The sequence below is a fragment of the Tenacibaculum haliotis genome (assembly GCF_025215075.1).
Taxonomy (GTDB): Bacteria; Bacteroidota; Bacteroidia; order Flavobacteriales; family Flavobacteriaceae; genus Polaribacter; species Polaribacter haliotis_B.
Genome location: NZ_JAOBTH010000026.1, coordinates 153,581 through 179,288, shown reverse-complemented (window position 1 = coordinate 179,288; position 25,708 = coordinate 153,581). Strand labels below are relative to the sequence as shown.

Sequence of the window (25,708 nt, the reverse complement as noted above, 5' to 3'; positions counted from 1 at the left end):
TTCGTTAATGAACGCAAAAGTATTAGATTATATTACTACAAAGAATAAATGGACGCAAGAGTTAAAGCTCTTGCGTTCTGTTTTATTAGAACTTCCTTTAGAAGAAACTATAAAATGGGGAGCGCCAGTTTATGTTTACAATAATAAAAACATCGTGGGGTTATCTGCATTTAAAAATTACTGCGGACTTTGGTTTTTTCAAGGAATATTTTTAAATGATGATAAAAAAAAGTTGCAAAATGCTCAAGAAGAAAAAACACATGCAATGCGCCAATGGCGATTTTATGCATTAAATGATATTGATATCGTTTTAGTTAGAGAATATATTTTAGAAGCTATTCAGAATTCTGAAAACGGAAAAGAATTAAAACCTGTTAAAAACATAGAACCTTTAATAACTCCAACGGAACTACAATCTGAATTAGATAGTAATGAAGCTTTAAGAGAAAGTTTTACTCAGTTTTCACTCAGTAAAAAAAGAGAATACGCTAATTATATTTCTGAAGCAAAAAGAGAAGCAACCAAGTATAAAAGAGTGCAAAAAATTATCCCGATGATTACAAAAGGAATAGGACTTTACGATAAGTATAAAAATTGCTAGTTAATAATAATTTTATCAATAGTTGTGGTAGAATCACATCTAACAACATATAAATCGATATGTTTTAAACTGTCTTTTCCTGTAATAAAATATTCAGGACAAGGTTTTATACGGGGTTTACTTTTTCCGAAATCAACATCGCCATTATTTAAAATTGCAGATACCGTTGCAGTATCAATAGCCGAATTTGTTAAAACTTGTTTAGCAGTATCAGAAAATAACCTTTCTCTAACTCTAATTGTTTTTAAGGTACGCGCATCCATTCCGTAATCAAAAGAAACATCTTTACCTTTCCATATAAATAATACAATTAAAGAACCGAAACCTAATCCGATTGCATAATACCCAAAACGTTTTAAAAACTGCATAGTGAAATTTTGTGATGGCAAAAGTAAGTAAAAAACAGCTTATAAAATCAATAAATTTATATCTCTATAAGGTAAGTCAAACCAATCAGCCACCGTTTTGTTTGTTAGAATTCCGTGGTAAAAATACATTCCGTTACGCAGGCTTCTATCAAAACGCGCCGCATTTTCAAATCCGCCTTCTTCTGCAATATTCAATAGGTATGGAGTAAATATATTACTAATAGAAACGGAAGCAGTACGTGCATATCGCGAAGGAATGTTTGGTACACAATAATGAATTACACCGTGTTCTGTAAAAGTAGGTTTGCTATGTGTGGTAACTTTAGAAGTTTCGAAACATCCACCACGATCAATACTCACATCAACAATAACAGCACCATCTTTCATTTGTTCAATCATGCCTTCTGTAACAATTACAGGAGAACGATCTTTACCTCTAATAGCCCCGATAACAACATCACAGCGCATTAAGGCTTTTGTTAATGTTTTGGGCTGAACAGTAGAGGTGTATATAGGCGATTGCACGCAGTGTTGTAGTTTTCTTAGTTTGGTAATCGAATTGTCAAAAACCTTTACACGAGCTCCTAATCCGATGGCAGAACGTGCAGCGAACTCACCAACAGTACCCGCGCCTAATATTACCACATCACTTGGGGGCACACCACCAATATTACCAAGTAATAATCCATTACCGCCGTTAGATGTTGTCATTAATTCGGCTGCGATATGCATAGAAGCAATTCCTGCAATTTCACTTAATGATTTTACAATTGGGTATACTCCGTGTTCATCTTTTATATAATCAAAAGCAACGGCAGTAATTCGTTTTCTTGCCAATGCTTCGAAATACTTTTTATCCTGAGTTTTTAGTTGTAATGCTGATATTAAAACTGTTTGCGGATTTAACATTTTAATTTCATCTAAAGAAGGTGGTGCAACTTTTAAAACAATGGTACACCCAAAAGCTTCTTTGGTATTGTAGGCTATTTTTGCACCTGCATCAGAATATTCTTTATCACTATAATTAGCACCATCACCTGCACCTGTTTCAACAACCACTCTATGGCCATTTTCAACCAAGGCAGAAACAGCATCGGGAGATAAACTAATACGTTTTTCTTCAAAATGAGTTTCTTTAGGTAAACCGATAAATAATTCGCCTTTTTGTCTTTTTATTTCAAGCATTTCAGGTTGTGGCATTAATTGCTCTTTGGTAAAAGGCGAAATAGAACTCATTATAACTAGTTGTTTGTTAGTTGAATATTACGTTGACCGTTCTCTAAAAGATTAATTTTTACAGCAACAGCATCTAAAGGTAGTAAATTTTTAACATTTTCGGGCCATTCAATTAAGCACCAATTATTGCTATATAAATAATCTTCAACGCCCATATCGTAAGCTTCTTCTTCATGTTCGATTCGATAAAAATCAAAATGATAAACAATATCACTATTGGTTGTTTGATACTCATTTACCAAAGAAAAAGTAGGTGAGTGCGCTACATCTTCAACACCCAAAACTTTGCAAATTTCTTTGATTAAAGTTGTTTTTCCAACACCCATATCGCCATAAAAAAGCAATACTTTATTCTGAGCATTTTTAACAATGTCTTCAGCTATTTGTGTTAATTCGTCTAAAGAATAATTTTTGTTCATAGAAAGCAAAAATAGAAAACTATAATATGTTTATGAAATTATTTCGGACTATAAACAGCGCATGGAATAATAACTTCTTCTAGCGATACACCGCCATGTTGATACGTGTTTTTATAATATTTTACAAAATGATTATAGTTGTTAGGATACGCAAAAAACAAATCTTCTTTTGCAAAAATAAATGGACTATTTATAGCAATACTAGGTAGAAATATATCCTTTGGATTTTTAACAGCAAACACATCTTTATCTTCATAACTTAAACTTCTACCAGTTTTGTAACGTAAATTAGAACTGATATTTTTGTCGCCAACTACTTTTGTTGGGTTTTTAGCATTAATAGTACCATGATCGGTAGTAATAATCAATTTTTGTCCCAGTTTTTGTGCTTTCTTAATAATATCATATAAAGGCGAATTTTTAAACCAACTAACAGATAATGATCTATATGCCTTGTCATCACCAGCAAGCTCTTTAATAACTTCCATTTCGGTTTTAGCATGCGATAACATATCAACAAAATTATAAACCACTACTGTTAAATCGTTTTGCTTTGTACCGTTATAATTATCGGCTAATTCTTTACCACTTTTAAGTGAAACTATTTTATAATATTCGTGTTTAATGTTTAATTTTAATCTTTTTATTTGAGCATCTAAAAAATCGGTTTCAAATAAATTTTTTCCACCTTCATCTGTATCATTTCTCCAAAAATCAGGATGTTTTTTTTCCATTTCTAAAGGCATTAATCCAGAAAAAATAGCATTTCGAGCATATTGTGTTGCAGTAGGTAAAATACTATAATAAGAATGTTCCTCTTCTTTTTTATAATAATTATTGATAAAAGGCTCTAAAACACGATATTGATCGTAACGAAGGTTATCAATAACCACCAATAAAACTCCTTGCTCTTTTGATAGCGTAGGAACTACATAATCTTTAAATAGAGTGTGCGAAAAAGTAGGTTTATCATCACTAGTAAGCCATTTTTGATAGTTTTTTTTGATGAATTTATAAAACTGAGAATTTGCTTCGGATTTTTGAGATTCTAAAATCTCTAACATTCCCGTATCATTAATATTTTCTAACTCTAATTCCCAATGCACAAGTTTTTTATATAAGTCAGCCCATTCTTCATACGAATTTACCATGGCTAAATCCATTGCTATTTTCCTAAATTCTTGTTGATAATTAGCCGTGGTTTTTTCAGAAATTAAACGAGAATGATCTAAGTTTTTCTTTAAACTTAATAATATTTGATTTGGGTTTACAGGTTTTATTAAATAATCGGCTATTTTAGATCCAATAGCTTCTTCCATTATATATTCTTCTTCACTTTTGGTAATCATTACCACAGGAAGATTTGCATTTTTTTGTTTGATAGCAGCCAGGGTTTCTAAACCAGTAATTCCGGGCATGTTTTCATCTAAAAAGACAATATCGAAATTTTGTTCAGTAACTAAATCTATTGCATCAGCACCATTTGTAGAGGTAGTTACGACATAATTTTTCTTTTCTAAAAATAAAATGTGTGGTTTTAATAAATCTATTTCATCATCAACCCAAAGTATATCTATATTTCTCATATTAATTTCACGTGTTTACACTAAAAATAACGTTCAAAAATGTATTTGTTGTATCTCTAAAAGCTAAAAATACGTTAATAAAGCTTTTGTTAATTTGGTTTTGTAGATAAATTATGATTATTTTGTTTAGAATTGAAGTATTTATACATTTTGAACAATCAAAAAACGAATAAATTAAAGATTATAAATGATCCTATTTACGGATTTATAACCATCCCGAATTCTTTAATATTTGATATTATAGAGCATCCATATTTTCAAAGATTAAGAAGGGTTGCACAAATGGGATTGTCTAATATGGTGTATCCTGGTGCTAATCACACCCGTTTTCATCATGCAATTGGTTGTATGCATTTAATGCAAAAAGCGGTTTATGTTTTAAGAAATAAAAATGTGGTTATTTCTGATGAAGAAGCAAATGCATTGTATGTTGCAATTTTATTGCATGATATTGGGCATGGAGCTTTTTCTCATGCATTAGAACATAGTATTGTAAATGGAGTTTCACATGAGGAGATTTCATTAAAATTTATGCGTGCTTTAAATGATGAATTTGGCGGGCAATTAAGTTTAGCTATCCAAATTTTTGAAGGAAAATATCACAGAGAATTTTTATATCAATTAATATCAAGTCAATTGGATATTGATCGGTTAGATTACTTAAAAAGAGATAGTTTTTACACAGGTGTTACCGAAGGTAATATTTCGTCAGATCGTTTAATAGCGATGATGAATGTTGTAAATGATGAATTAGTAATTGAACAAAAAGGAATTTATTCTGTCGAAAAATTTATTATTGCGCGTCGTTTAATGTATTGGCAAGTTTACTTGCATAAAACAGGTTTGGTTGCCGAAAACACGTTGGTTAATGTATTAAAAAGAGCAAAAGAACTAGCGCAAAAAGGCGTTGCTTTACCAGCAGGAAAGGCATTAAAATATTTTCTATACAACCCCATTACTGAAAATAATTTTACAGACGATACCTTAAAAACATTTTCTGAACTAGATGATTATGATGTAATGTCAGCAATAAAAGAATGGATACATCATGAAGATTTTGTACTTTCTTCTTTGGCAAAAATGATTATCCATAGAAACCTTTTAAAGATTGAAATTCAGGATGAACCTTTTACGGAGTTTTATAAAAATGAAATTTATAAAAAAACTTCAGTAGAGAATACTATAAAAAAAGAGGAGTTAAATTATTTTGTTTTATCAAACAGCATTAAACATCAGGCATATAACACAAATAAACCAATTAAAATTTATACAAAAAAGGGAGAGTTAGAAGATATAGCAAAGGCTTCAGATCAATTAAATTTGAAAGCATTATCTAAACCAGTTATAAAATATTATTTGTGTTACCCTAAAAAAATAGTTTAATTTAATTGTTAAGTAATTCTAACAAGAGGTAATTAAACAAAAATAATTACTTTTGCATTCAATGAAATTTACAGCAGAACAAATAGCAGATATTTTAGAAGGAGAAATTGTAGGTGATTCTAATGCAGAAGTATCTAAACTTTCAAAGATAGAAGAAGGTACAGAAGGTTCTCTTACTTTTTTATCTAATCCTAAATATAATTCATACATATATACTACTAATGCAAGTATTGCAATAGTAAACAAAAACTTTGAATTAGAAAGCGAAATAACTACAACCTTAATTAAGGTTGATGATGCTTATGCTTCATTTTCTAAATTATTAGAGTTTTACAATGAAGTAAAAAACAACAAACAAGGTAGAGAAAATCCGCATTTCATAGCTGATTCTGCATCTGTAGGAGAAAATGAATACATTGGAGCCTTTGCTTATATTGGAGAAAATGTTGTTTTAGGAGAGAATGTGAAAATTTACCCGAATTCGTATATTGGAGACAATACTAAAATAGGAGATAACACGACTATTTTTGCAGGAGTAAAAATTTATTCAGAAACAATAATAGGATCGAATTGTAAAATTCATTCAGGAAGTGTTATTGGTTCTGACGGATTTGGATTTGCACCTACAGAAAGCGGAGAATATACAACGATACCTCAAATTGGAAATGTTATTATTGAAGATAATGTTGATATCGGAGCAAATTCAACAATAGATAGAGCTACATTAGGATCAACAATTATTAGAAAAGGAGTGAAGTTAGACAATCAGATACAGGTTGCTCATAATGTAGAAATAGGGAAAAATACCGTAATAGCATCACAAACAGGTATTGCAGGTTCAACAAGAGTTGGTGAGAGTTGTATGATTGGTGGCCAAGTAGGTATTGTTGGGCATATTACAATAGGTAATAATGTACGAATACAAGCACAATCAGGAATAGGTAAAAGTATAAAAGATAATGATGTAGTTCAAGGAACACCAGCTTTTGGATATTCAGATTATAGTAAATCATACGTTAATTTTAAAAACTTACCAAAGCTAGCATCAACAGTATATAAAATTGAAAAAGAGTTAAATGCTCAAAAAATAGAAAATGAGTAAGCAACAAAGAACAATACAAAACGAAATTACATTATCTGGTGTAGGATTGCATACAGGTAATGAAGTAACAATGGTATTTAAACCAGCTCCAATAAATCACGGATTTGCATTTGTAAGAGTTGATTTAGAAGGTTCACCTATAATACAGGCAAAGGCAGAATTTGTAACCAATACTCAAAGAGGAACAAATATTGAGAACAAAGGTGTACAAATTCAAACATCAGAGCACGTTTTAGCAGCTGCTGTAGGTTTAGATATTGATAATTTAATTATAGAAATTAATGCATCTGAACCACCTATTATGGACGGTTCTTCAAAGTTTTTTATTAAAGCGTTAGAAGAAGCAGGAATTGTAGAGCAAGATGCTGACATTGTAGAATATGTTGTAAAAGAAATTATAACATATAAAGATGAAGTTACGGGGAGTGAAATTATCTTAATGCCTTCGGATGAATATCAAGTTACTACAATGGTTGATTTTGGAACTAAAATTTTAGGAACTCAAAATGCAACATTAGATAAAATTTCTGACTTTAAAGAGCATATTTCAGCAGCAAGAACTTTTAGTTTTTTACATGAAATAGAAATGTTATTAGAGCATAATCTTATTAAAGGAGGTGATTTAAATAATGCAATTGTATATGTTGATAAAGAATTATCAGCAAGCACAACTGAAAAATTAAAGAAAGCTTTTAATAAAGAAGATATTAAAATACAGTCTAACGGAATTTTAGATAACCTAGAATTACATTGGGCAAACGAAGCTGCACGTCATAAATTATTAGATGTAATTGGTGATTTGGCATTAGTTGGTACTCGTATAAGAGGTAAAGTTATAGCTAATAAACCAGGACATTTAGTGAATACATTATTTGCTAAAAAACTGGCTAAAATTATTAAATTAGAGAAACGTAATAACGTTCCTAAATATGATTTAGATCTTCCGCCATTAATGGATATTCACCAAATAATGGACATACTACCTCACAGGCCTCCATTTTTATTGATAGATCGCATTTTAGAATTGTCAGACACGCATGTTGTTGGTATGAAAAATGTTACTATGAATGAGCCTTTTTTTACAGGTCACTTTCCTGGAGCACCAGTAATGCCAGGGGTTTTACAAGTAGAGGCAATGGCGCAATGTGGTGGGGTTTTGGTCTTAAATACGGTACCAGATCCTGAAAATTACTTAACTTATTTCATGAAAATGGATAAAGTTAAATTTAAGCAAAAAGTATTACCAGGTGATACATTAACTTTTAAATGTGAGTTGATAACACCTATTAGAAGAGGTATTTGTCATATGCAGGCTTATGCTTATGCAAACGGAAAGGTAGTGGCAGAAGCAGAATTAATGGCACAAATAGCAAAAAAACAATAGTTTTATGAATCAACCACTTGCATACGTACATCCACAAGCTAAAATTGCTAGAAATGTAGTAATAGAGCCTTTTACAACCATACATTCTAATGTTGAAATTGGTTCAGGAACTTGGATAGGTTCTAACGTAACAATTATGGAAGGAGCTCGTATCGGTAAAAATTGTAGAATTTTTCCAGGAGCAGTAATTTCAGCAATTCCTCAAGATTTAAAATTTGATGATGAGGAAACAACTGTTGTAATTGGTGATAATGTTACTATAAGAGAATGTGTTACTATAAATAGAGGTACTTCTGACAGAATGAAAACTGTTATTGGAGACAATTGTTTAATAATGGCATATTGTCATATTGCACACGATTGTTTTGTTGGTAAGAATTGTATTTTTTCTAATAATACTACTTTAGCAGGTCATGTTACTATTGGCGATAATGTAGTATTAGCAGGTATGGTTGCTGTTCATCAATTTGCTTCAGTAGGTAGTCATGCATTTGTAACAGGAGGATCTTTGGTTCGTAAAGATGTTCCGCCATATGTAAAAGCAGCTCGTGAACCATTATCATACGTAGGTATTAATTCGGTAGGTTTACGAAGAAGAGGCTATGCAATTGAGAAAATAAGAGAGATTCAGGATATATACAGAATATTATTCCAACAAAACTATAATTATTCACAAGCGATTGATATTATAGAAGCAGAAATGGGAGCAACTTCTGAACGTGATGAAATTATACAGTTTATAAAAGATTCGCATCGTGGTATTATGAAAGGATATTTTAAATCAAATTAAGCATAAAAATTAAATAGTTGAAAAATTGATAAATAATTATTTCAACATAAAAATAAATTAAAGAATGGCTACAACATCAGATATTAAAAACGGATTATGCATGAGATACAACAACGATATTTATAAAGTTGTTGAATTTTTACATGTAAAACCAGGAAAAGGACCTGCTTTTGTGAGAACAAAATTAAAAAGTGTAACTAACGGTAAAGTAGTTGATAATACATTTCCTTCAGGAAGAAAAATTGATGATGTTAGAGTTGAAACGCATAAGTTTCAATATTTATACAGAGAAGGTGAAACGTTTCATTTTATGAATCAAGTTGATTATTCTCAAATTACATTAGAGAAAAGTGCTTTAGATTCACCTGATTTAATGAAAGAAGGTGAAGTGGTAACTATTATCATTAATTCTGAAGATGATATGCCTTTATCTGTAGATATGCCAGCAAGTGTAATTTTAGAGGTTACACATACAGAACCTGGAGTGAAAGGAAACACAGCAACAAATGCTACAAAACCTGCAACGATGGAATCTGGAGCAATTGTAAATGTACCTTTGTTTATTAATGAAGGAGATAAAATTAAGGTAGAAACTACCAAAGGAACTTATCAGGAAAGAGTTAAAGAATAAAACAATTCCCGCTTTAGCGGGAATTTCTTTTTTATAATGAAATTTAAACAAACACAAACCTTAGAACAAATAGCAACCTTATTAAAGGTTGAGTTTGTAGGTGATAAAAATTTTCCTGTAAAAGGAATTAATGAAATTCATGTTGTAGAACATGGTGATATTGTTTTTGTAGATCATCCAAAATATTATGATAAAGCATTAAACTCGGCGGCAACCACTATTTTAATCAACAAAGAAGTAGCTTGTCCTGAAGGAAAATCTTTATTGATTTCAGATGATCCTTTTCGTGATTTCAATGAAATTACCAAACATTTTAATCCGTTTATAGCATCAAAAGCAAGTATTTCTAACACAGCCATTATAGGAGAAGGAACAATCATTCAACCAAATGTTTTTGTTGGAGATAATGTTACTATCGGAAAAAACTGTGTTATTCATCCAAATGTTACTATTTATACCAATTCGGTTATTGGTAATAATGTAACTATTCATGCCAATACTGTTTTAGGAGCTGATGCTTTTTATTATAAAAACAGACCCGAAGGATTTGATAAATTAATTTCAGGAGGAAGGGTTGTGCTAAAAGATAATGTAGATTTAGGTGCTTCTTGTACTATTGATAAAGGTGTAACAGGTGATACGACAATTGGTGCAGGAACAAAAATAGATAATCAAGTACATGTTGGTCATGATACGGTTATTGGTAAAAAATGTTTAATCGCATCTCAAACAGGTATTGCAGGTTGTGTTATTATTGAAGATGAAGTAACAATTTGGGGACAAGTAGGAACCAATAGCGGAATTACAATAGGAAAAGGCGCTGTAATACTCGGACAAACAGGCGTAACAAAATCTGTAGCAGGAGGAAAATCGTATTTTGGTACACCAATTTCAGAATCAAGAGAAAAGTTAAAAGAGTTAGCAGGAATTAAACATCTGCTTAGAGAACAAAAAAAGAAATAAAAGCTTTACAAATCGATTACAAAAAACTATTTTTGTGAAGCTTAAAATTAAATAAAAATATACCAATGAGTGTTTTAGTAAATAAAGATTCAAAAATTATAGTTCAAGGATTTACAGGTAGTGAAGGTACTTTTCACGCTGGTCAAATGATCGATTACGGTACAAATGTCGTAGGAGGTGTAACACCAGGTAAAGGAGGTCAAGAGCATATCGGTAAACCAGTTTTTAATACAGTTGATGAAGCTGTGCAAAAAGTAGGAGCAGATACCTCTATTATTTTTGTACCACCAGCATTTGCTGCTGATGCTATTATGGAGTCTGCTGAAGCAGGAATTAAAGTAATTATTTGTATTACTGAAGGAATTCCTACTGCTGATATGGTAAAAGTTAAATCTTATATCGATCAATTAGAAGGTTGTACTTTAGTTGGTCCTAACTGTCCAGGAGTTATTACTCCAGATGAAGCTAAAGTTGGTATTATGCCAGGTTTTATCTTCAAAAAAGGTAAAGTAGGTATCGTTTCTAAATCAGGAACGTTAACATATGAAGCTGCTGATCAGGTTGTAAAACAAGGATTTGGTATTACTACAGCAATTGGTATTGGTGGAGATCCAATTATTGGAACTACAACAAAAGAAGCTGTTGAGTTATTAATGAACGATGAAGAAACTGAAGCAATCGTTATGATTGGTGAAATCGGTGGAAACTTAGAAGCAGAAGCTGCTCGTTGGATTAAAGCTGACGGTAACCGTAAGCCAGTTATTGGTTTTATCGCAGGACAAACTGCACCAGCTGGTAGAACAATGGGGCATGCAGGTGCAATTGTAGGTGGTGATGATGATACTGCTCAAGCAAAAATGAAAATTTTAGCAGAAAACGGAGTTCACGTTGTTGAATCTCCAGCTAAGATTGGTGAAATGGTAGCAAAAGTGTTATCTAAATAATTTATCAGTATAAAAACTGTTAAATTTTCATAATATATTATTTTTTAATCCGTTGAATTTGTAAATTCAACGGATTTTTACATTTAATAAAAAAATAAACCTTCATGAAAACAATTAAATTGCTATTCATTAGTATGTTACTTACTATCGCAATAGGATGTAAGCAAACAAAAACTTCAGAAAAAGAAGTTAAAACCGAGCAACAGTCAGATGCTAGCGGTTACAATTACGAAACGGTTACAAATGATCCAACAGGATTACGTTTATATACTTTAAACAATGGTTTAAAAGTATATTTAAGTAAAAATACGGATGAGCCTAAAATTCAAACCTATATTGCTGTTCGTGCAGGTTCTAATTACGATCCTAAAGAATCAACAGGATTAGCACATTATTTGGAGCACATGGTTTTTAAAGGGACTGATAAAATAGGAGCTCTTGATTGGGAGAAAGAAAAAAACTATTTAGATACTATTTCTAATTTATATGAAAAACACAGAGCAGAAAAAGATGCAGATAAAAAGTTAATTATATATAAAGAAATTGATAGAGTTTCTTTAGAAGCTTCTAAACATGGTTCTTCGGGTGAATATAAAAAAATTGTAAATTCTTTAGGTGCTACAGGTACCAATGCACACACTTGGTTTGAAGAAACGGTATACAAAAATAAAATACCTGCAAACGAATTAAACAAATGGTTAAACTTAGAATCTGAGCGTTTTAGTACGTTAGTATTACGTTTATTTCATACAGAATTAGAAGCTGTTTTTGAAGAGTTTAATAGAGGGCAGGATAACGATGGAAGAAAGCGTTATGCAATGATGTTAAAAGATTTATTTCCTAAACATCCATATGGGCAACAATCTACTATTGGTACAGCTGCACATTTAAAAAATCCATCAATGGTTGATATTCATAACTATTTTAACAAATACTATGTGCCAAATAATATGGCAATTGTTTTAGTAGGTGATTTAGATTTTGATGCAACCATGAAACAAATTGACGCTACTTTTGGTAAATTCGAAAAGAAAGAATTAACACACCCAACATTACCAAAAGAAGAAGCGATTACAACTCCTATTATGAGCGAAGTTTTCGGACCAACATCAGAAAGTATTTCTATAGCATACCGTTCTGGTGGTGTAAATACTGAAGATGAGAAGTTTGTAACACTTTGTGATATGATTATGGCAAACGGTAATGCTGGTTTAATCGATTTAAATTTAAATCAAAAACAAGCTGTACAATATGCTGGTTGTTCTCCAACATTTTTAAATGATTACGGATATCACTCTTTTTCAGGTGCACCTAAATCTGGTCAAACTTTAGATGAAGTTAAAGACTTATTATTAGCGCAAATTAAAAAATTAAAGAAGGGAGAATTTGATGAATGGATGATTGATGCTGTTGTAAATGATTTAAAATTAAGTCAAACACGTCAGTATGAAAACAACACTGCTTTAGCTTCTGCTTATTTTAATGCATTTATTCACCATGAAAATTGGGATAATAAAGTGCGCTTTTTAGATGATTTAAAAAAAATATCTAAACAAGAATTGGTTGATTTTGCAAATAAATTTTATCAAAATAATTACGTGGTAACTTATAAGCGTAAAGGAGAAGATGAAAATATTGTAAAAGTTTCTAATCCAGGAATTACACCAGTAAATTTAAATAGAGGGAAGAGTTCTGAATTTATCACCGAATTTAATAAAATTAAATCAGCACCATTACAACCTAAATTTGTAGATTATAAGACTGCAATTAAAGAAACTACAACTGAAAACGGAATTAAAGTTTCTTATGTAGAAAATGAAAATAATGATTTATTTGACATGAATATTATTTTTGATATGGGTAGTGATAATGATAAGAAATTATCTTTAGCTGCAGGATATTTAGAATATGTTGGTACTGATAAATATACGAATGAAGAAATTAAAAAAGAGTTTTATAAATTAGGTATTTCTTATTACGTAAGTGCAGGTAACGATAAAACATATGTAGGTTTAAATGGTTTAAAAGAAAACTTATCTAAAGGGTTAGAGTTATTAGAACATTTATGGGACAATGCAAAAGCAGATCCTGAAGCATATGATAAATATGTAGCAAAAATTCAGAAAGGTCGTGAAAATGGAAAAACTCAAAAAGGGAATATTTTATTTACAGGTTTAATGAACTATGGTAAGTATGGTGAAAACTCTAGATTAAGAGACATCATGCAAGTTGATGAGTTAAAAGCTATAAACCCTGAGGAATTAGTTGCAATAGTTAAAGATATGAAAAACTATAAGCAACGTATTTTCTATTATGGTAAAGATGTAAATGCAGCGGTAGCTTCTTTAAATAAAAACCATAAATTATATGGTGAATTAAAAGAGTATCCAGTAGCAAAAGAATACAAAGAAACTGAAACTGGTGGAAATGTTTTCTTTACAGATTATGATATGGTGCAAACTGAGTTAATGTTTTTAGCAAAAGGAGCACCTTTTAAAGCTGAGAATTTAGCAGCATCAACATTGTTTAATACCTATTTTGGTAGCGGATTATCATCAATCGTTTTTCAAGAAATTAGAGAATCTAAATCTTTAGCATACTCTGCATTTGCATCGTATAGTAACGCTTCTAAAAAAGGAGATTCTAATTATGTTATGGCATATGTTGGTACACAAGCTAATAAATTAGAGCAAGCTGTAGATGCTATGATGGATTTAATGAACAACATGCCAGAGGCTGAAAAGCAATTTAATGCAGCAAAAGAATCTACATTAAAAAAGTTAGCAGCGCAACGTATTACTAAATCAAACATTTTTTGGACTTATGAAGGTTTAAAAAAACGTGGAATTGACAATGACCATAGAGAAGCAATGTACAATACCATTAAGAACATGAAAATGGAAGATTTAAAAGCATTTTTTGATAAAAATGTAAAAGGTGAATCTTATAACGTAATGGTAATTGGTAATAAAAAAGACTTAAATGTTGAGTCTTTGCAGAAATTAGGTAAAATTAAAGAGCTAGATATCGACTATTTATTTAATTATGTAAATGAGAAAAAGATAAAATCTTAATAAAATAATTTATAACTATTTAAAATCCTGCTAAAGAGTATTCTTTAGCAGGATTTTTATTTTTATATTTGATCTATCAAAACAACTAGATAATGAAATTATTAGAAAATAAAACAGCTATTATAACCGGAGCTTCTAGAGGAATCGGTAGAGGAATAGCTTTAGAATTTGCAAAACAAGGTGCAAATATTGCTTTTACATACAGTTCTTCAGTTGATGCGGCAAATGCATTAGAAAAAGAATTGACAGATTTAGGTGTAAAAGCGAAAGGATATCAGTCAAACGCAGCAGATTTTGATGCAGCTCAGGAATTAGCGAAAGAAGTACATACAGAATTTGGAAGTATTGATGTATTGATAAACAATGCTGGTATTACAAAAGATAATTTGTTAATGCGTATTTCTGAAGATGATTTTGATAAAGTAATTGAAGTGAATTTAAAATCGGTTTTCAACTTAACAAAAGCTGTTATTCGCCCAATGATGAAACAACGTAAAGGATCTATTATAAACATGAGTTCTGTTGTTGGATTAAAAGGAAATGCAGGTCAGGCTAATTACGCAGCATCAAAAGCTGGTATTTTAGGGTTTTCTAAATCAGTAGCATTAGAGTTAGGTTCAAGAAATATTAGAAGTAACGTAGTTGCTCCTGGATTTATTGAAACAGAAATGACCGCAAAATTAGATGAAAAAGTAGTGGAAGGATGGCGTAATGAAATTCCTTTAAAAAGAGGAGGAACTCCAGGAGATATTGCAAATGCTTGTGTGTTTTTAGCTTCTGATATGAGTGCATATATTACAGGACAAACATTATCTGTAGATGGTGGAATGTTAACTTAAGATATACATATAAAAACAAAAAAGCAGCAATTTTAAATTGCTGCTTTTTTGTTTTTAGCGTTTTTATGAGCTTTATTTCAGAAGGCAGGATTTATTAAAAAGCCAAAATGTTTTTTGGTAGCTATATAAAAAAGCCTGAATAATAAAATAATTATTCAGGCCTAATTTATTTAAGATCAAAAATAGATTTTATAATTCAGTGGCAGGTAAAATTTTACCAGTACATTCTCCAAATCCGATACGAACATCATCATTTTGAGAATATCCTCTCATAATAACAGTATCGTGGTCGTTGATGAATTTACGCTCAGAACCATCATTCATTTTTATTGGGTTTTGACCTCTCCAAGTTAATTCTAACATCGAACCAAAACTATCTTTTGTAGGTCCAGAAATAGTACCAGAACCCATCATATCTCCAGCATTAATAGGACATCCGTTTACGGTATGATGCGCTAATTGTTGCGCCATAGTCCAATACATGTACTTAAAGTTCGAATTACAAACTACAGTTTCTTCTTTACCTTCTGGTTGAATAGCCATTTGTAAATTAATATCTAAACTATCTTTACCTTCTTTCTTAAGATAAGGTAAAGGTTCATGTACTTGCTTTGGGTTATCAACTCTAAAAGGCTCTAAAGCATCTAAAGTAACAATCCATGGTGAAATTGTAGAGGCAAAGTTTTTACCTAAGAAAGGTCCTAAAGGCACATATTCCCAAGCTTGAATATCACGAGCAGACCAATCATTAAATAAAACTAATCCAAAAATATATTCATCTGCATCTTCAATCGGAATTCTATCTCCTAAATCATTAGCTACAGTTGTAATAAAAGCCATTTCTAATTCAAAATCTAATAATTTTGAAGGTCCAAAGTTAGGCGTTGTACTTCCTTCACTAGGACGTTGTTGTCCAACAGGACGACGTACTGGTGTTCCTGATGGAATGATAGAAGAACTTCTACCATGGTACCCAATAGGAATGTGCAACCAGTTTGGTAACAATGCATTTTCAGGATCTCTAAATAAAGAACCAACATTGGTTGCATGTTCTTTACTTGCATAAAAATCGGTATAATCACCAACAGAAACAGGAAGCTGCATTTCAACTTCATCCATTCTAAAGATTACTTCGGCTTTATGTTCGGCATTGTCACGTAATTTACCATTAGTAACATCAAAAATATCCGCAATTCTATTACGAACTAAACGCCAAGTTTTACGTCCGTCAGCAATAAAATCATTTAAGGTATCTTGTAAAAAAATATCATCTGTTAAAGGGATACCTTCAAAGTAACCTAGTTGATGTAAAGCACCTAAATCAATAGCAAAATCACCAATTCTTGTACCAATTGTTATAATATCATCTTTCGTAATGAATACTCCGAAAGGAATATTTTGAATAGGAAAATCAGAGTTTTTTTCAACATTTAACCAAGATTTTCTATTAGGATTATTTGCAGTTATTTTCATCGAAGTAGTTGTGTTTAATTTTAGAATCAAACCTACATATTTTTTTCAATTAAAACCAATATCAGCATAAGAATTTATAAATTTTATAGAAATAATTAAGAAGTTAATTTCTGTTTAAAATAAGATAAGAATTGCATAAAAATTAATTAATAAAATTAGTACTTTTGGTTACTTATTTAACAACACATAAGATGCAAAAAGATCATCAAATATTCGATTTAATTCAAGAAGAGAAAGAACGTCAGCTAAATGGTTTAGAGTTGATTGCTTCTGAAAACTTTGTGAGCGAACAAGTAATGCAAGCGCAAGGTTCTATTTTAACTAATAAATATGCTGAAGGATATCCCGGTAAACGTTATTACGGTGGATGTGAAGTGGTAGATATTGTAGAGCAAATTGCAATTGATAGAGCTAAAGAATTATTTGGCGCTGAATATGTAAATGTGCAACCACACTCTGGTTCACAAGCAAATACCGCTGTATTTGCAGCGTGTTTAAATCCTGGAGATACTATTTTAGGTTTTGATTTATCTCATGGAGGGCATTTAACTCATGGATCTCCTGTAAATTTTTCGGGTAAATTATACAATCCAGTTTTTTATGGTGTAGATAAAGCAACCGGAAAAATTGATTATAATCATTTAGAGCAGCAAGCAAAAGAACATAAACCAAAATTAATTATTGCAGGAGCTTCGGCATATTCTCGTGATATGGATTTTGAAAAATTCAGAGAAATTGCTGATAGTGTTGGTGCTATTTTAATGGCAGATATTTCGCATCCGGCAGGTTTAATTGCAAAAGGAATTTTATCTGATCCTTTACCACATTGTCATATTGTTACTACAACAACGCACAAAACGTTACGTGGACCACGTGGTGGAATGATTATGATTGGGAAAGATTTTGAAAATCCGTTTGGATTAAAATTAAAATCAGGAAAATTAAAGAAAATGTCAACTTTGATAAACTCTGCGGTTTTCCCAGGAAATCAAGGTGGACCATTAGAACATGTTATTGCAGCAAAAGCAATTGCTTTTGGAGAGGCATTAACTGATGAATTTTTAGAATATCAATTACAGGTAAAAGAAAACGCAACAGCTATGGCGAAAGCTTTTGTTGCTAAAGGATACGATATTATTTCTGGAGGAACAGACAATCACTGTATGCTAATTGACTTACGTAATAAAAATCTTACAGGTAAAGAAGGGGAAGATACTTTAGGGAAAGCAGATATTACAGTTAATAAAAACATGGTTCCTTTCGATACTCAAAGTCCGTTTGTAACTTCTGGTATTCGTGTAGGTACTGCTGCTGTAACTACTCGTGGTTTGGTTGAAGAAGATATGCAAACTATTGTAGATTTAATTGACGAAGCGTTAATGAATGTTGGAAACGACGATGTTTTAAAGCAAGTAGGAGAGAAGGTATACGATTTAATGCATGACAAAAGATTATTCGTAATGTAAACCACTAAGTGGTTATTAGATATAAAAAAGTCCACCTGATTTAGGTGGACTTTTTTGTGTTTAATATTTATAAAAAAGAATGTTGCTTTTTATTCATTTTCTCGAGCTCTTTCAACAATATTTTCGGGCAATGTTTTTTTAGCTTTCGCACCCATTTTCTTCAGTTTTTCGACACTCGTTATAAGATTACCTCGACCATCTACTAACTTATTCATTGCAGCATTGTAATCATCTTTAGAGGCATCTATTTTTTTTCCTATGCCTATTAAATCTTGTAGTAATCCATCAAATTTATCATATAAAGCACCTGCTTGTCTGGCAATTTCTAACGCGTTTCGCTGTTGTTTTTCATTATTCCACATGGTATCAATAGTACGCAAAGTAGCTAATAACGTAGTTGGCGTAACAATAACAATATTTTTTTCAAATGCTTTATTATACAATGAATTATCCTGATTTAAAGCAATGGCAAATGCCGGTTCGATAGGTATAAAAAGTAGTACAAAATCAGGAGATTCTATCTTATAAAGATCTTCATATTTTTTTTCAGATAGTTGGGTTACATGTCTTTTTAAAGAATTAATATGTGCTGTTAAAAAACGTTCTTTCTCTAAATCATCATCTGTATTTACATATTGTTCATAAGCGGTTAGTGAAACTTTCGAATCGACAATCATTTTTTTATTATCAGGTAAATGAATCACCACATCTGGTAAAACACGTTTGCCATCATCATTTGTAAAAGACTGTTGCACAAAATATTCTCTATCTTTCTCTAATCCAGATTTTTCTAAAACACGTTCTAGTACTAACTCCCCCCAATTTCCTTGAATTTTATTATCACCTTTCAAGGCTTTTGTTAAATTGATAGTTTCTTTACTCATTTGTAGGTTCATCTCTTTTAAACCTACAATTTGTTGACGTAAAGCTGAATGATAATCGATACTTTCTTTATGTGTTTTATCAACTTTATCTTCAAAAGTTTTAATTTTTTCTTGAAGCGGATGTAAGATGTTTTTAATATTTTCTTTATTCTGTTCTGTGAATTTACTTGACTTCTCCTCTAAAATTTTATTAGCCAAGTTTTCAAACTCTTTGGTAAATTTATCTTGTAGTTTTTCTACTTCAATTTTGTTTTCGTTAAGCTTTATTTGAAGGTTTTTTAATTCCTCATTTTTTCTAGCTAATTCAACATTTAAGAATTCTTTTTCTCTGCGGATTTCTTCCGTTTCTTTTGCTTTATCAGTGAAACGACCTTGAATTTCAGTTTTTTGAATTTCTAAATTAGAAGAATTTATTTGTTGAGTTGTTATTTTTTTTTCTAAATCTGCAAACTGTTGTTTAACTTTTAATTTTGATAAAAGATAACCGATAACAAAACCAAAAATTAAGGTGCACAAGGCAACAATGCCAATTAAAAGAGAAGTATTCATTAGAATTTCGTAAGTTTATATGCTAACAAATATAACGTAAGATTGGTTAATTTTGTTTGAATTTTATATAGAAAAGCGTAATTTTGAATTTTATAATTAATAGATGATATCTAAATTTATATTTACAAAAATTTTAGGATGGAAGTTTGATGGAGAGTTTCCGAAAGAACTTAAAAAATACGTATTAATAGGAGCACCACACACTAGTTGGGAAGACTTTTATGTGGGTTTATTCTCTAGAAACATCACAAAAACCAAACTTAATTTTGTAGGGAAAAAATCATTATTTAAACCTCCTTTTGGCGTTTTTTTTAAAGCTTTAGGTGGAGCACCGATAGACAGAACTAAAAGTACAAATGTTGTTGATGCAATTATTGATATTTTTAATTCAAAAGAAGAATTTAAATTAGCAATTTCTCCTGAAGGTACAAGGCAATATGTAGATAAATGGAAAACAGGATTTTATTACATTGCTAAAGGTGCTAATATACCAATTGTAATGCTTGGTTTCGATTTTGAAAATAAGCAAGTAAAGTTATCAAAGCCGTTTTATGTAACGGATGATATAAAAGCTGATTTTGCTCATTTTTATGAATTTTATAAAGACATTAAAGGTGCAAAACCCGAATTATTTAATAACAAAAACCTGCTTTAAAAGCAGGTTTTTATTTTTAATAATAACATTATTTATAAGTCGTTATTTGAATAAAAGGAATATGAATTGATAGTATTTCTTATAAGTGTGATTATCTTTGCATAAAAAATATTTTATGCCAAAACAGTTTTCAGATTTAGGAATTAATACAGAATTACAACAGAGTTTAGCCGATTTACAAATTTCTGTACCAACAGATGTACAGGAAAAGGCAATTCCTGTGATACTAAATCAAAAAGAAGATGTAGTTGTATTGGCAAAAACCGGAACAGGTAAAACAGCTTCTTTTGGTTTACCTTTATTACAATTAATTGATGTAACTTCACCTAAAGTACAAGCAATTGTATTAGCTCCTACGAGAGAATTAGGGCAACAGATATATAATAATCTTATATCATTTTCAGCTAATAGTCCAAAAATATCAATCGCAGCAGTTTGTGGAGGAATACCTATTAAACCACAAATAGAACGTTTACAGTCTGATACACATATTGTTGTGGCAACACCAGGTCGTTTGGCTGATTTAATAAAAAGAAATGCGATAGATGTTAAGCATATAACGCATTTTATTTTAGATGAAGCTGATGAAATGGTAAGTGCTTTAAAAGAAGGATTAGATAGTATTATTAAAGAAATTCCGAAATCGAGAAGAACATTATTGTTTACGGCAACAATGCCTGGAACGATAAAACAATTGGTGCAAAATTATATGTCAAAACATGTAATTAATGTTGAAGCAGACATGACAACAGTTGGTCACCAAGGTATCAATCATCAATATGTTGTAGTAGCACCAATAGAAAAATTAGAAGTATTACTTCATTTTTTAAATTCAAAAATTGGTCAGCGAGGTATTATTTTTTGTAAAACGAAAGCTGCAGTTAACAAATTGGCTAAGAATTTAGCGATAAACAAATTCTCTTCAGGAGCCATTCATGGTAGTTTAACACAAGGAATTCGTGATCGAATTATGGGGCAATTTAGAGAAGGACATATAGATATATTAGTTGCTACCGATTTAGCAGCTCGTGGTATTGATGTAAAAGAAGTTTCTTATGTAGTAAACTATCATTTACCAGATACTTATGATGCTTACGTACATAGAAGTGGTAGAACGGCTAGGGCAGGAGCAACCGGACTTTCGTTAACTATATTGCAAGAGGAAGAAGTAAAAGATATTGCAGATTTTGAAAAGGAACTAGGGATTAGTTTCAAGCCATTTAAAAAGGCAGATGCTAAAAGTATTGAAGAAAATAATGGCTTAATATGGGCTAATAAAATATTTAAAACCAAACCTAACCGTAACGTTTCAGAAGATTTTAAAGCAAAAATAAAAACAATCTTTCATCATTTAACAAAAGACGAATTGGTAGATAAAGTATTAGCTAATTATTTAGCACAATCTAATACTACGAAAGTGGAAAAAGACAAAAAAAGAAAATAATAAGTTGGTTTAAATGAGCCATAACTAATATGACATACAAGATTTATTAAAAATAAATCAATTAATATGTATTTTATCAAAAATATGGCACCATCTTTGCAAACTGAATAAGTATTATAAATTTAATTACATTACAATGAGTAAAGGAATAGTAAAGTTTTTCAATGACACTAAAGGATTTGGTTTCATCACTGAAGAAGGAGTAACAAAAGATCATTTCGTACACGTTTCAGGTTTAATCGATGAAATTCGCGAAGGAGACGAAGTAGAATTTGATTTAGAAGAAGGAAAGAAAGGACCAAATGCGGTTAACGTAAAAGTTATCTAAAAAATATACTTTAAGTTTTAAAAGTCCATCATTCTTTGATGGACTTTTTATTTTCATAGAATGTAATTAGAAGTAATACTTTTTCTTTTAAATTTAGGTTTAAAAGAATTTTTAAGTGAAAAAATCAAAAAAAATCAAAAAAAATACGTAATTTAGGATTATATTGGGGCGATTATGATAATCTCCAATGAAAGGTATTTATCAATACTCTAAATTATAACTAGTATTAAAATTATATATTAATTAATCTTATGGCAAAATCTCAGCAATCATTTAATAAGAATGAAAAAGAGAAAAAGCGTTTAAAAAAACGTGAAGATAAAAGAAAGAAAATGGAAGCTCGAAAGGCTGATATAAGGGAAAATGGACCAACTGGAATTGAATTTGCATATACAGATGCTTATGGAAATTTAAGTGCTACTCCTCCTGATCCAGATCAAGTAATAGAAGAAATCAGTTTAGAGGATATTCAAGTAAGTGTACCTAAAACTTTAGAAGGAGATAAAGAAGCATTTGATCCTGTTAGAAAAGGAACTGTTTCTTTTTTCGATTCATCTAAAGGATTTGGATTTATCATCGATTCTGCAGATCAAGAAAAATACTTTACACACGTTAGTGGTATTATTGATCAGATTTCAGAAAACGATAAAGTAAGTTTCGAACTTGAAAAAGGGATGAAAGGTATGAATGCTGTAAAAGTAACATTGGTTAAATAATTAATCTTACTTTAATGATTATTGCTTTTTTAAGAGCAACTATAAATAAAAAAAGAGATTTACCAATATTGGTAAATCTCTTTTTTTTGATTTTAGCATTAAAAAATAGCTATTATAAAGTATTTTTTATTCTTTAATAGATAAAATAAATTCATTAAAAATAGGTAATTTCGCGCCTAGATATAAAGAGTATAGCAGAGATTTTTATTTTAAAGCTATGACCTAGATATCGAAGGAGTATTCTGAAGCTATTTCAGAATAATTTGTATAGTAAAAGGATATTAAAACTTCTAAAATAAAAATAAATAATTTGTTTATGAGTGAAGAAAAATCGAATATAGACATTGCATCTTGTATTACGACTTTACAACAATTATTGGAAGATACAAACCAACTTTTTGAATTACCAGAAGCCCAAAGAGTAGCATTATTTAAGGCTGCAGGTGAATTAACTAGGCCAAATCGTACTGAGTTTGAACGCCGAAGAAAAGATGCTAAAAAGGCAGCGAAGCGTAAAATGATTGCGAAAGATACACACGCAAGAAAAACTACAGGAATTCGTTCTGCTCGTGAAGCAGCATTATTTGTGGCACCTAAATTATTAGCAGCAGCTGCCATTGATGAAGATACTTTAGAGTTAGAATCTGCCAGAAACTGTTACGTTTGTAAAACCATGTTTACAAAACTCCATCATTTTTACGATACGATGTGTAAAGATTGTGGTGATTTAAATTATGCTAAACGTTTTCAAACTACTGATTTAAAAGATCAAGTAGCTGTAATTACAGGTTCGCGTTTAAAAATTGGTTATCATATTACCTTAATGTTATTGCGTTCAGGTGCAACAGTTGTAGCTACTACACGTTTTCCGGCAGATTCTGCTATCCGTTTTTCTAAAGAAGAAGATTATAAAGATTGGAGCGACCGCTTGCATATTCATGGTCTTGATTTAAGACACATACCTAGTGTAGAAATTTTTTGTAATTATATAGAGCAAAAATACGATCGATTAGATATTTTAATTAATAATGCTGCTCAAACAGTAAGGAGACCATCAGGATTTTATTTCCACTTAATGGAAAATGAAAAATTACCTGTTGATAAGCTTCCGAAGTTAGCGCAAAGATTACTAAAAGATCATGAAAGTTGTTTAGAAGAATTATCGAGTTTAAGTATAGGTCCTTCTAAAACAGATAAAAATAACGTGTTGCCTGTTACTTGGCATGGACCAGAACCAGGAATAGGGTTACGTAATTCAGCAGAGTTATCTCAAATTCCGTATAGTTTTGATAACTCTTTACAAACATCAGAAGTATTTCCTGAAGGACAATTAGATGCTGATTTACAACAAGTAGATTTAAGAAAAACCAATAGTTGGCGTTTACGATTAGGTGAAATAGAAACTACAGAAATGGTAGAAGTGCAATTGGTAAATGCTGTTGCCCCTTTTGTTTTATGTAATCGCTTGTCTAACCTAATGATGAAAGAAAACACTGGTAAGAAGCATATTATTAACGTAACTGCTATGGAAGGAAAATTCCATCGCTTTAAAAAAGTAGATAGGCATCCACATACTAATATGGCAAAAGCTGCTTTAAATATGTTAACACATACTTCTGCTTCTACATTTGCAAAATCAGGTATTTATATGAATGCGGTAGATACAGGTTGGGTTACAGATGAAGACCCTGCTGAATTATCTAAAAAGAAAGTTGAAGTTCATGATTTTCAACCACCGTTAGATATTGTTGATGGTGCTGCAAGAGTTATGGATCCTTTAATTGATGGAATTAATACAGGTAAACATTGGTGTGGAAAATTTTTAAAAGATTATTTTCCTATTGATTGGTAATATCTAACCTGAGCTAATAAAATAATACCATTTAAAAATGTCCCGTAGTAATTTTAAAATTACTACGGGACATTTTTTATTAGATATAAAAGCTCATTTAAAATCTAAATTATTTTCTTTTAAAGTGGTATTTAATAAAAGGACTGATTTATTGGTTAAACTCTTCAAAACTTCCGTCAGTATATAAAAGAACAACTTTTCGTAGTTTTTTTGTGTTTCCTGACAATTGCATATTTGAATTAATTACAGGTTCTTCTTCGGATATCGAATTTTCAGAAAATAGAGAAGGAGCTTCTTTTTCTTTTTTAATGTTTACTGTTGATTTTTCAATAGCGATTTCTTTTTCTTTTTTAGGAAAAGATCCTTCATTATATAATAACCAGTACAAATCTACTTCTGGAAATTTATCAACCACTTTCATAACAAAATCTAAACTTGGTTTGTTTCTGCCCGACAATAGGTGAGATATGCTAGAGCGTGGCACTTCTATACTATCCGCAAAAGTTGACGATGTTAAATCGTAATGAGCAATTATTTCTTTTAATCGAGTAAGTAAATCCATAGATAAGTTACAATTGTGAATTACATATATGAATTGTAAAGATACACAATTGTAAATTAAGGTAGGTAATTCAACAATACAACTTAATAACCTCTATTGTAGTCTATTAAAGCTATAGGTAATCGGTTATAAATTGCTAAAAAACAGATACTTATGGTTTTGTTATAGAGATTTTCAATAGTTTATACGGATTAGGTCGCTGTTATTAAAGGAATCAACTAGATACATTTGTAAATATATAACTTTACTTAGATGTTAGGTTACATATGTAAACAGCTTGTTTATTAATGCAAAAGAGGTATATTTAATAACGCATAAATAGAACTATAGCGATTAAAAATCAATAAGTGTATAGTATTTAAGGGCTTTAAAGAATACTTAATTAATATATATAAGTATATATATAAGCATATATATTAATTAACAGATAAACCACTTCATTTAAGATATATAAACTTA

At 30.6% G+C, this 25,708-nt stretch carries 23 protein-coding genes; 16 read left to right on the top strand and 7 right to left on the bottom strand.

Annotated features, from left to right (window positions below; all coding sequences use genetic code 11):
* Nucleotides 1-7 precede the first annotated feature (7 nt).
* Nucleotides 8-601, top strand: coding sequence for a YdeI/OmpD-associated family protein (locus tag N2251_RS06925; RefSeq protein WP_260586017.1), 594 nt, complete (start codon nucleotides 8-10; stop codon nucleotides 599-601).
* On the opposite strand, the gene N2251_RS06920 is transcribed toward N2251_RS06925, so the two are convergent.
* The 4 genes from N2251_RS06920 to porX are packed head-to-tail and all read right to left on the bottom strand — an operon-like array spanning nucleotide 598 to nucleotide 4,210.
* Complete coding sequence (locus tag N2251_RS06920) at nucleotides 598-969, bottom strand: DUF4258 domain-containing protein (protein WP_260586016.1); 372 nt, start codon at nucleotides 967-969, stop codon at nucleotides 598-600. The genes N2251_RS06925 and N2251_RS06920 overlap by 4 nt on opposite strands.
* Before the next feature lie 39 nt (nucleotides 970-1,008).
* Nucleotides 1,009-2,205: an alanine dehydrogenase gene (locus N2251_RS06915; protein ID WP_260586015.1), complete on the bottom strand. Its 1,197-nt coding sequence runs from the start codon at nucleotides 2,203-2,205 to the stop codon at nucleotides 1,009-1,011.
* A 5-nt stretch (nucleotides 2,206-2,210) separates the two neighbouring features.
* Nucleotides 2,211-2,624 carry a tRNA (adenosine(37)-N6)-threonylcarbamoyltransferase complex ATPase subunit type 1 TsaE gene (gene tsaE, locus N2251_RS06910; RefSeq protein WP_260586014.1) on the bottom strand — a complete coding sequence of 138 codons (414 nt, stop codon included), beginning with the start codon at nucleotides 2,622-2,624 and terminating at the stop codon, nucleotides 2,211-2,213.
* A 38-nt stretch (nucleotides 2,625-2,662) separates the two neighbouring features.
* Nucleotides 2,663-4,210, bottom strand: a complete 1,548-nt coding sequence (porX, locus tag N2251_RS06905) for a T9SS response regulator signal transducer PorX (protein WP_260586013.1) — start codon at nucleotides 4,208-4,210, stop codon at nucleotides 2,663-2,665.
* 150 nt (nucleotides 4,211-4,360) lie between these two features.
* Between porX and N2251_RS06900 the strand changes: the two genes are divergently transcribed.
* From N2251_RS06900 to fabG, 9 genes are all read left to right on the top strand, one after another.
* Entirely contained in the window at nucleotides 4,361-5,593 is a 1,233-nt protein-coding gene (locus N2251_RS06900; RefSeq protein WP_260586012.1) for an HD domain-containing protein, read from the top strand.
* A 61-nt stretch (nucleotides 5,594-5,654) separates the two neighbouring features.
* On the top strand, nucleotides 5,655-6,695 hold the full coding sequence (gene lpxD / locus N2251_RS06895; RefSeq protein ID WP_260586011.1) for a UDP-3-O-(3-hydroxymyristoyl)glucosamine N-acyltransferase: 1,041 nt from the start codon (nucleotides 5,655-5,657) through the stop codon (nucleotides 6,693-6,695).
* Nucleotides 6,688-8,079: a bifunctional UDP-3-O-[3-hydroxymyristoyl] N-acetylglucosamine deacetylase/3-hydroxyacyl-ACP dehydratase gene (locus tag N2251_RS06890; RefSeq protein WP_260586010.1), complete on the top strand. Its 1,392-nt coding sequence runs from the start codon at nucleotides 6,688-6,690 to the stop codon at nucleotides 8,077-8,079. Before lpxD ends, N2251_RS06890 begins: the two co-directional genes overlap by 8 nt.
* A 4-nt stretch (nucleotides 8,080-8,083) precedes the next feature.
* The gene (lpxA, locus tag N2251_RS06885; RefSeq protein ID WP_260586009.1) at nucleotides 8,084-8,869 is read left to right on the top strand and encodes an acyl-ACP--UDP-N-acetylglucosamine O-acyltransferase; all 786 of its coding nucleotides are present in this window, start codon (nucleotides 8,084-8,086) and stop codon (nucleotides 8,867-8,869) included.
* A 64-nt stretch (nucleotides 8,870-8,933) separates the two neighbouring features.
* The gene (gene efp / locus N2251_RS06880; protein WP_260586008.1) at nucleotides 8,934-9,500 is read left to right on the top strand and encodes an elongation factor P; all 567 of its coding nucleotides are present in this window, start codon (nucleotides 8,934-8,936) and stop codon (nucleotides 9,498-9,500) included.
* A gap of 36 nt (nucleotides 9,501-9,536) precedes the next feature.
* A complete protein-coding gene (locus N2251_RS06875; protein ID WP_260586007.1) occupies nucleotides 9,537-10,463 on the top strand; it encodes a UDP-3-O-(3-hydroxymyristoyl)glucosamine N-acyltransferase in 927 nt (308 codons plus the stop codon).
* Nucleotides 10,464-10,528: 65 nt separating this feature from the next.
* Entirely contained in the window at nucleotides 10,529-11,407 is an 879-nt protein-coding gene (sucD, locus tag N2251_RS06870; protein WP_260586006.1) for a succinate--CoA ligase subunit alpha, read from the top strand.
* A 104-nt stretch (nucleotides 11,408-11,511) separates the two neighbouring features.
* Complete coding sequence (locus N2251_RS06865) at nucleotides 11,512-14,481, top strand: M16 family metallopeptidase (protein WP_260586005.1); 2,970 nt, start codon at nucleotides 11,512-11,514, stop codon at nucleotides 14,479-14,481.
* Nucleotides 14,482-14,573: 92 nt separating this feature from the next.
* Entirely contained in the window at nucleotides 14,574-15,320 is a 747-nt protein-coding gene (gene fabG, locus N2251_RS06860) for a 3-oxoacyl-[acyl-carrier-protein] reductase (RefSeq protein ID WP_260586004.1), read from the top strand.
* A gap of 189 nt (nucleotides 15,321-15,509) precedes the next feature.
* Here fabG and fahA read toward each other — a convergent pair whose 3' ends face one another.
* Entirely contained in the window at nucleotides 15,510-16,793 is a 1,284-nt protein-coding gene (gene fahA / locus N2251_RS06855; RefSeq protein ID WP_260586003.1) for a fumarylacetoacetase, read from the bottom strand.
* 191 nt (nucleotides 16,794-16,984) lie between these two features.
* Here fahA and glyA point away from each other — a divergent pair, with 191 nt between their 5' ends.
* Nucleotides 16,985-18,259, top strand: coding sequence for a serine hydroxymethyltransferase (gene glyA, locus N2251_RS06850; protein ID WP_260586002.1), 1,275 nt, complete (start codon nucleotides 16,985-16,987; stop codon nucleotides 18,257-18,259).
* 89 nt (nucleotides 18,260-18,348) lie between these two features.
* Here glyA and N2251_RS06845 read toward each other — a convergent pair whose 3' ends face one another.
* Nucleotides 18,349-19,692: a DNA recombination protein RmuC gene (locus N2251_RS06845; protein WP_260586001.1), complete on the bottom strand. Its 1,344-nt coding sequence runs from the start codon at nucleotides 19,690-19,692 to the stop codon at nucleotides 18,349-18,351.
* Nucleotides 19,693-19,795: 103 nt separating this feature from the next.
* On the opposite strand from N2251_RS06845, the gene N2251_RS06840 reads away from it, so the two are divergent.
* From N2251_RS06840 to N2251_RS06820, 5 genes are all read left to right on the top strand, one after another.
* Complete coding sequence (locus N2251_RS06840; protein WP_260586000.1) at nucleotides 19,796-20,347, top strand: 1-acyl-sn-glycerol-3-phosphate acyltransferase; 552 nt, start codon at nucleotides 19,796-19,798, stop codon at nucleotides 20,345-20,347.
* A gap of 115 nt (nucleotides 20,348-20,462) precedes the next feature.
* Nucleotides 20,463-21,791, top strand: coding sequence for a DEAD/DEAH box helicase (locus tag N2251_RS06835; RefSeq protein WP_260585999.1), 1,329 nt, complete (start codon nucleotides 20,463-20,465; stop codon nucleotides 21,789-21,791).
* 136 nt (nucleotides 21,792-21,927) lie between these two features.
* The gene (locus N2251_RS06830; protein ID WP_260585998.1) at nucleotides 21,928-22,119 is read left to right on the top strand and encodes a cold-shock protein; all 192 of its coding nucleotides are present in this window, start codon (nucleotides 21,928-21,930) and stop codon (nucleotides 22,117-22,119) included.
* 251 nt (nucleotides 22,120-22,370) lie between these two features.
* Nucleotides 22,371-22,835 (top strand): cold-shock protein, encoded by a 465-nt coding sequence (locus N2251_RS06825; protein WP_260585997.1) that lies wholly within the window; start codon nucleotides 22,371-22,373, stop codon nucleotides 22,833-22,835.
* A gap of 316 nt (nucleotides 22,836-23,151) precedes the next feature.
* The gene (locus N2251_RS06820; protein WP_260585996.1) at nucleotides 23,152-24,687 is read left to right on the top strand and encodes an SDR family NAD(P)-dependent oxidoreductase; all 1,536 of its coding nucleotides are present in this window, start codon (nucleotides 23,152-23,154) and stop codon (nucleotides 24,685-24,687) included.
* Between the two features lie 148 nt (nucleotides 24,688-24,835).
* Here N2251_RS06820 and N2251_RS06815 read toward each other — a convergent pair whose 3' ends face one another.
* Nucleotides 24,836-25,249, bottom strand: coding sequence for a helix-turn-helix transcriptional regulator (locus N2251_RS06815; RefSeq protein ID WP_260585995.1), 414 nt, complete (start codon nucleotides 25,247-25,249; stop codon nucleotides 24,836-24,838).
* Between the last annotated feature and the right edge of the window lie 459 nt (nucleotides 25,250-25,708).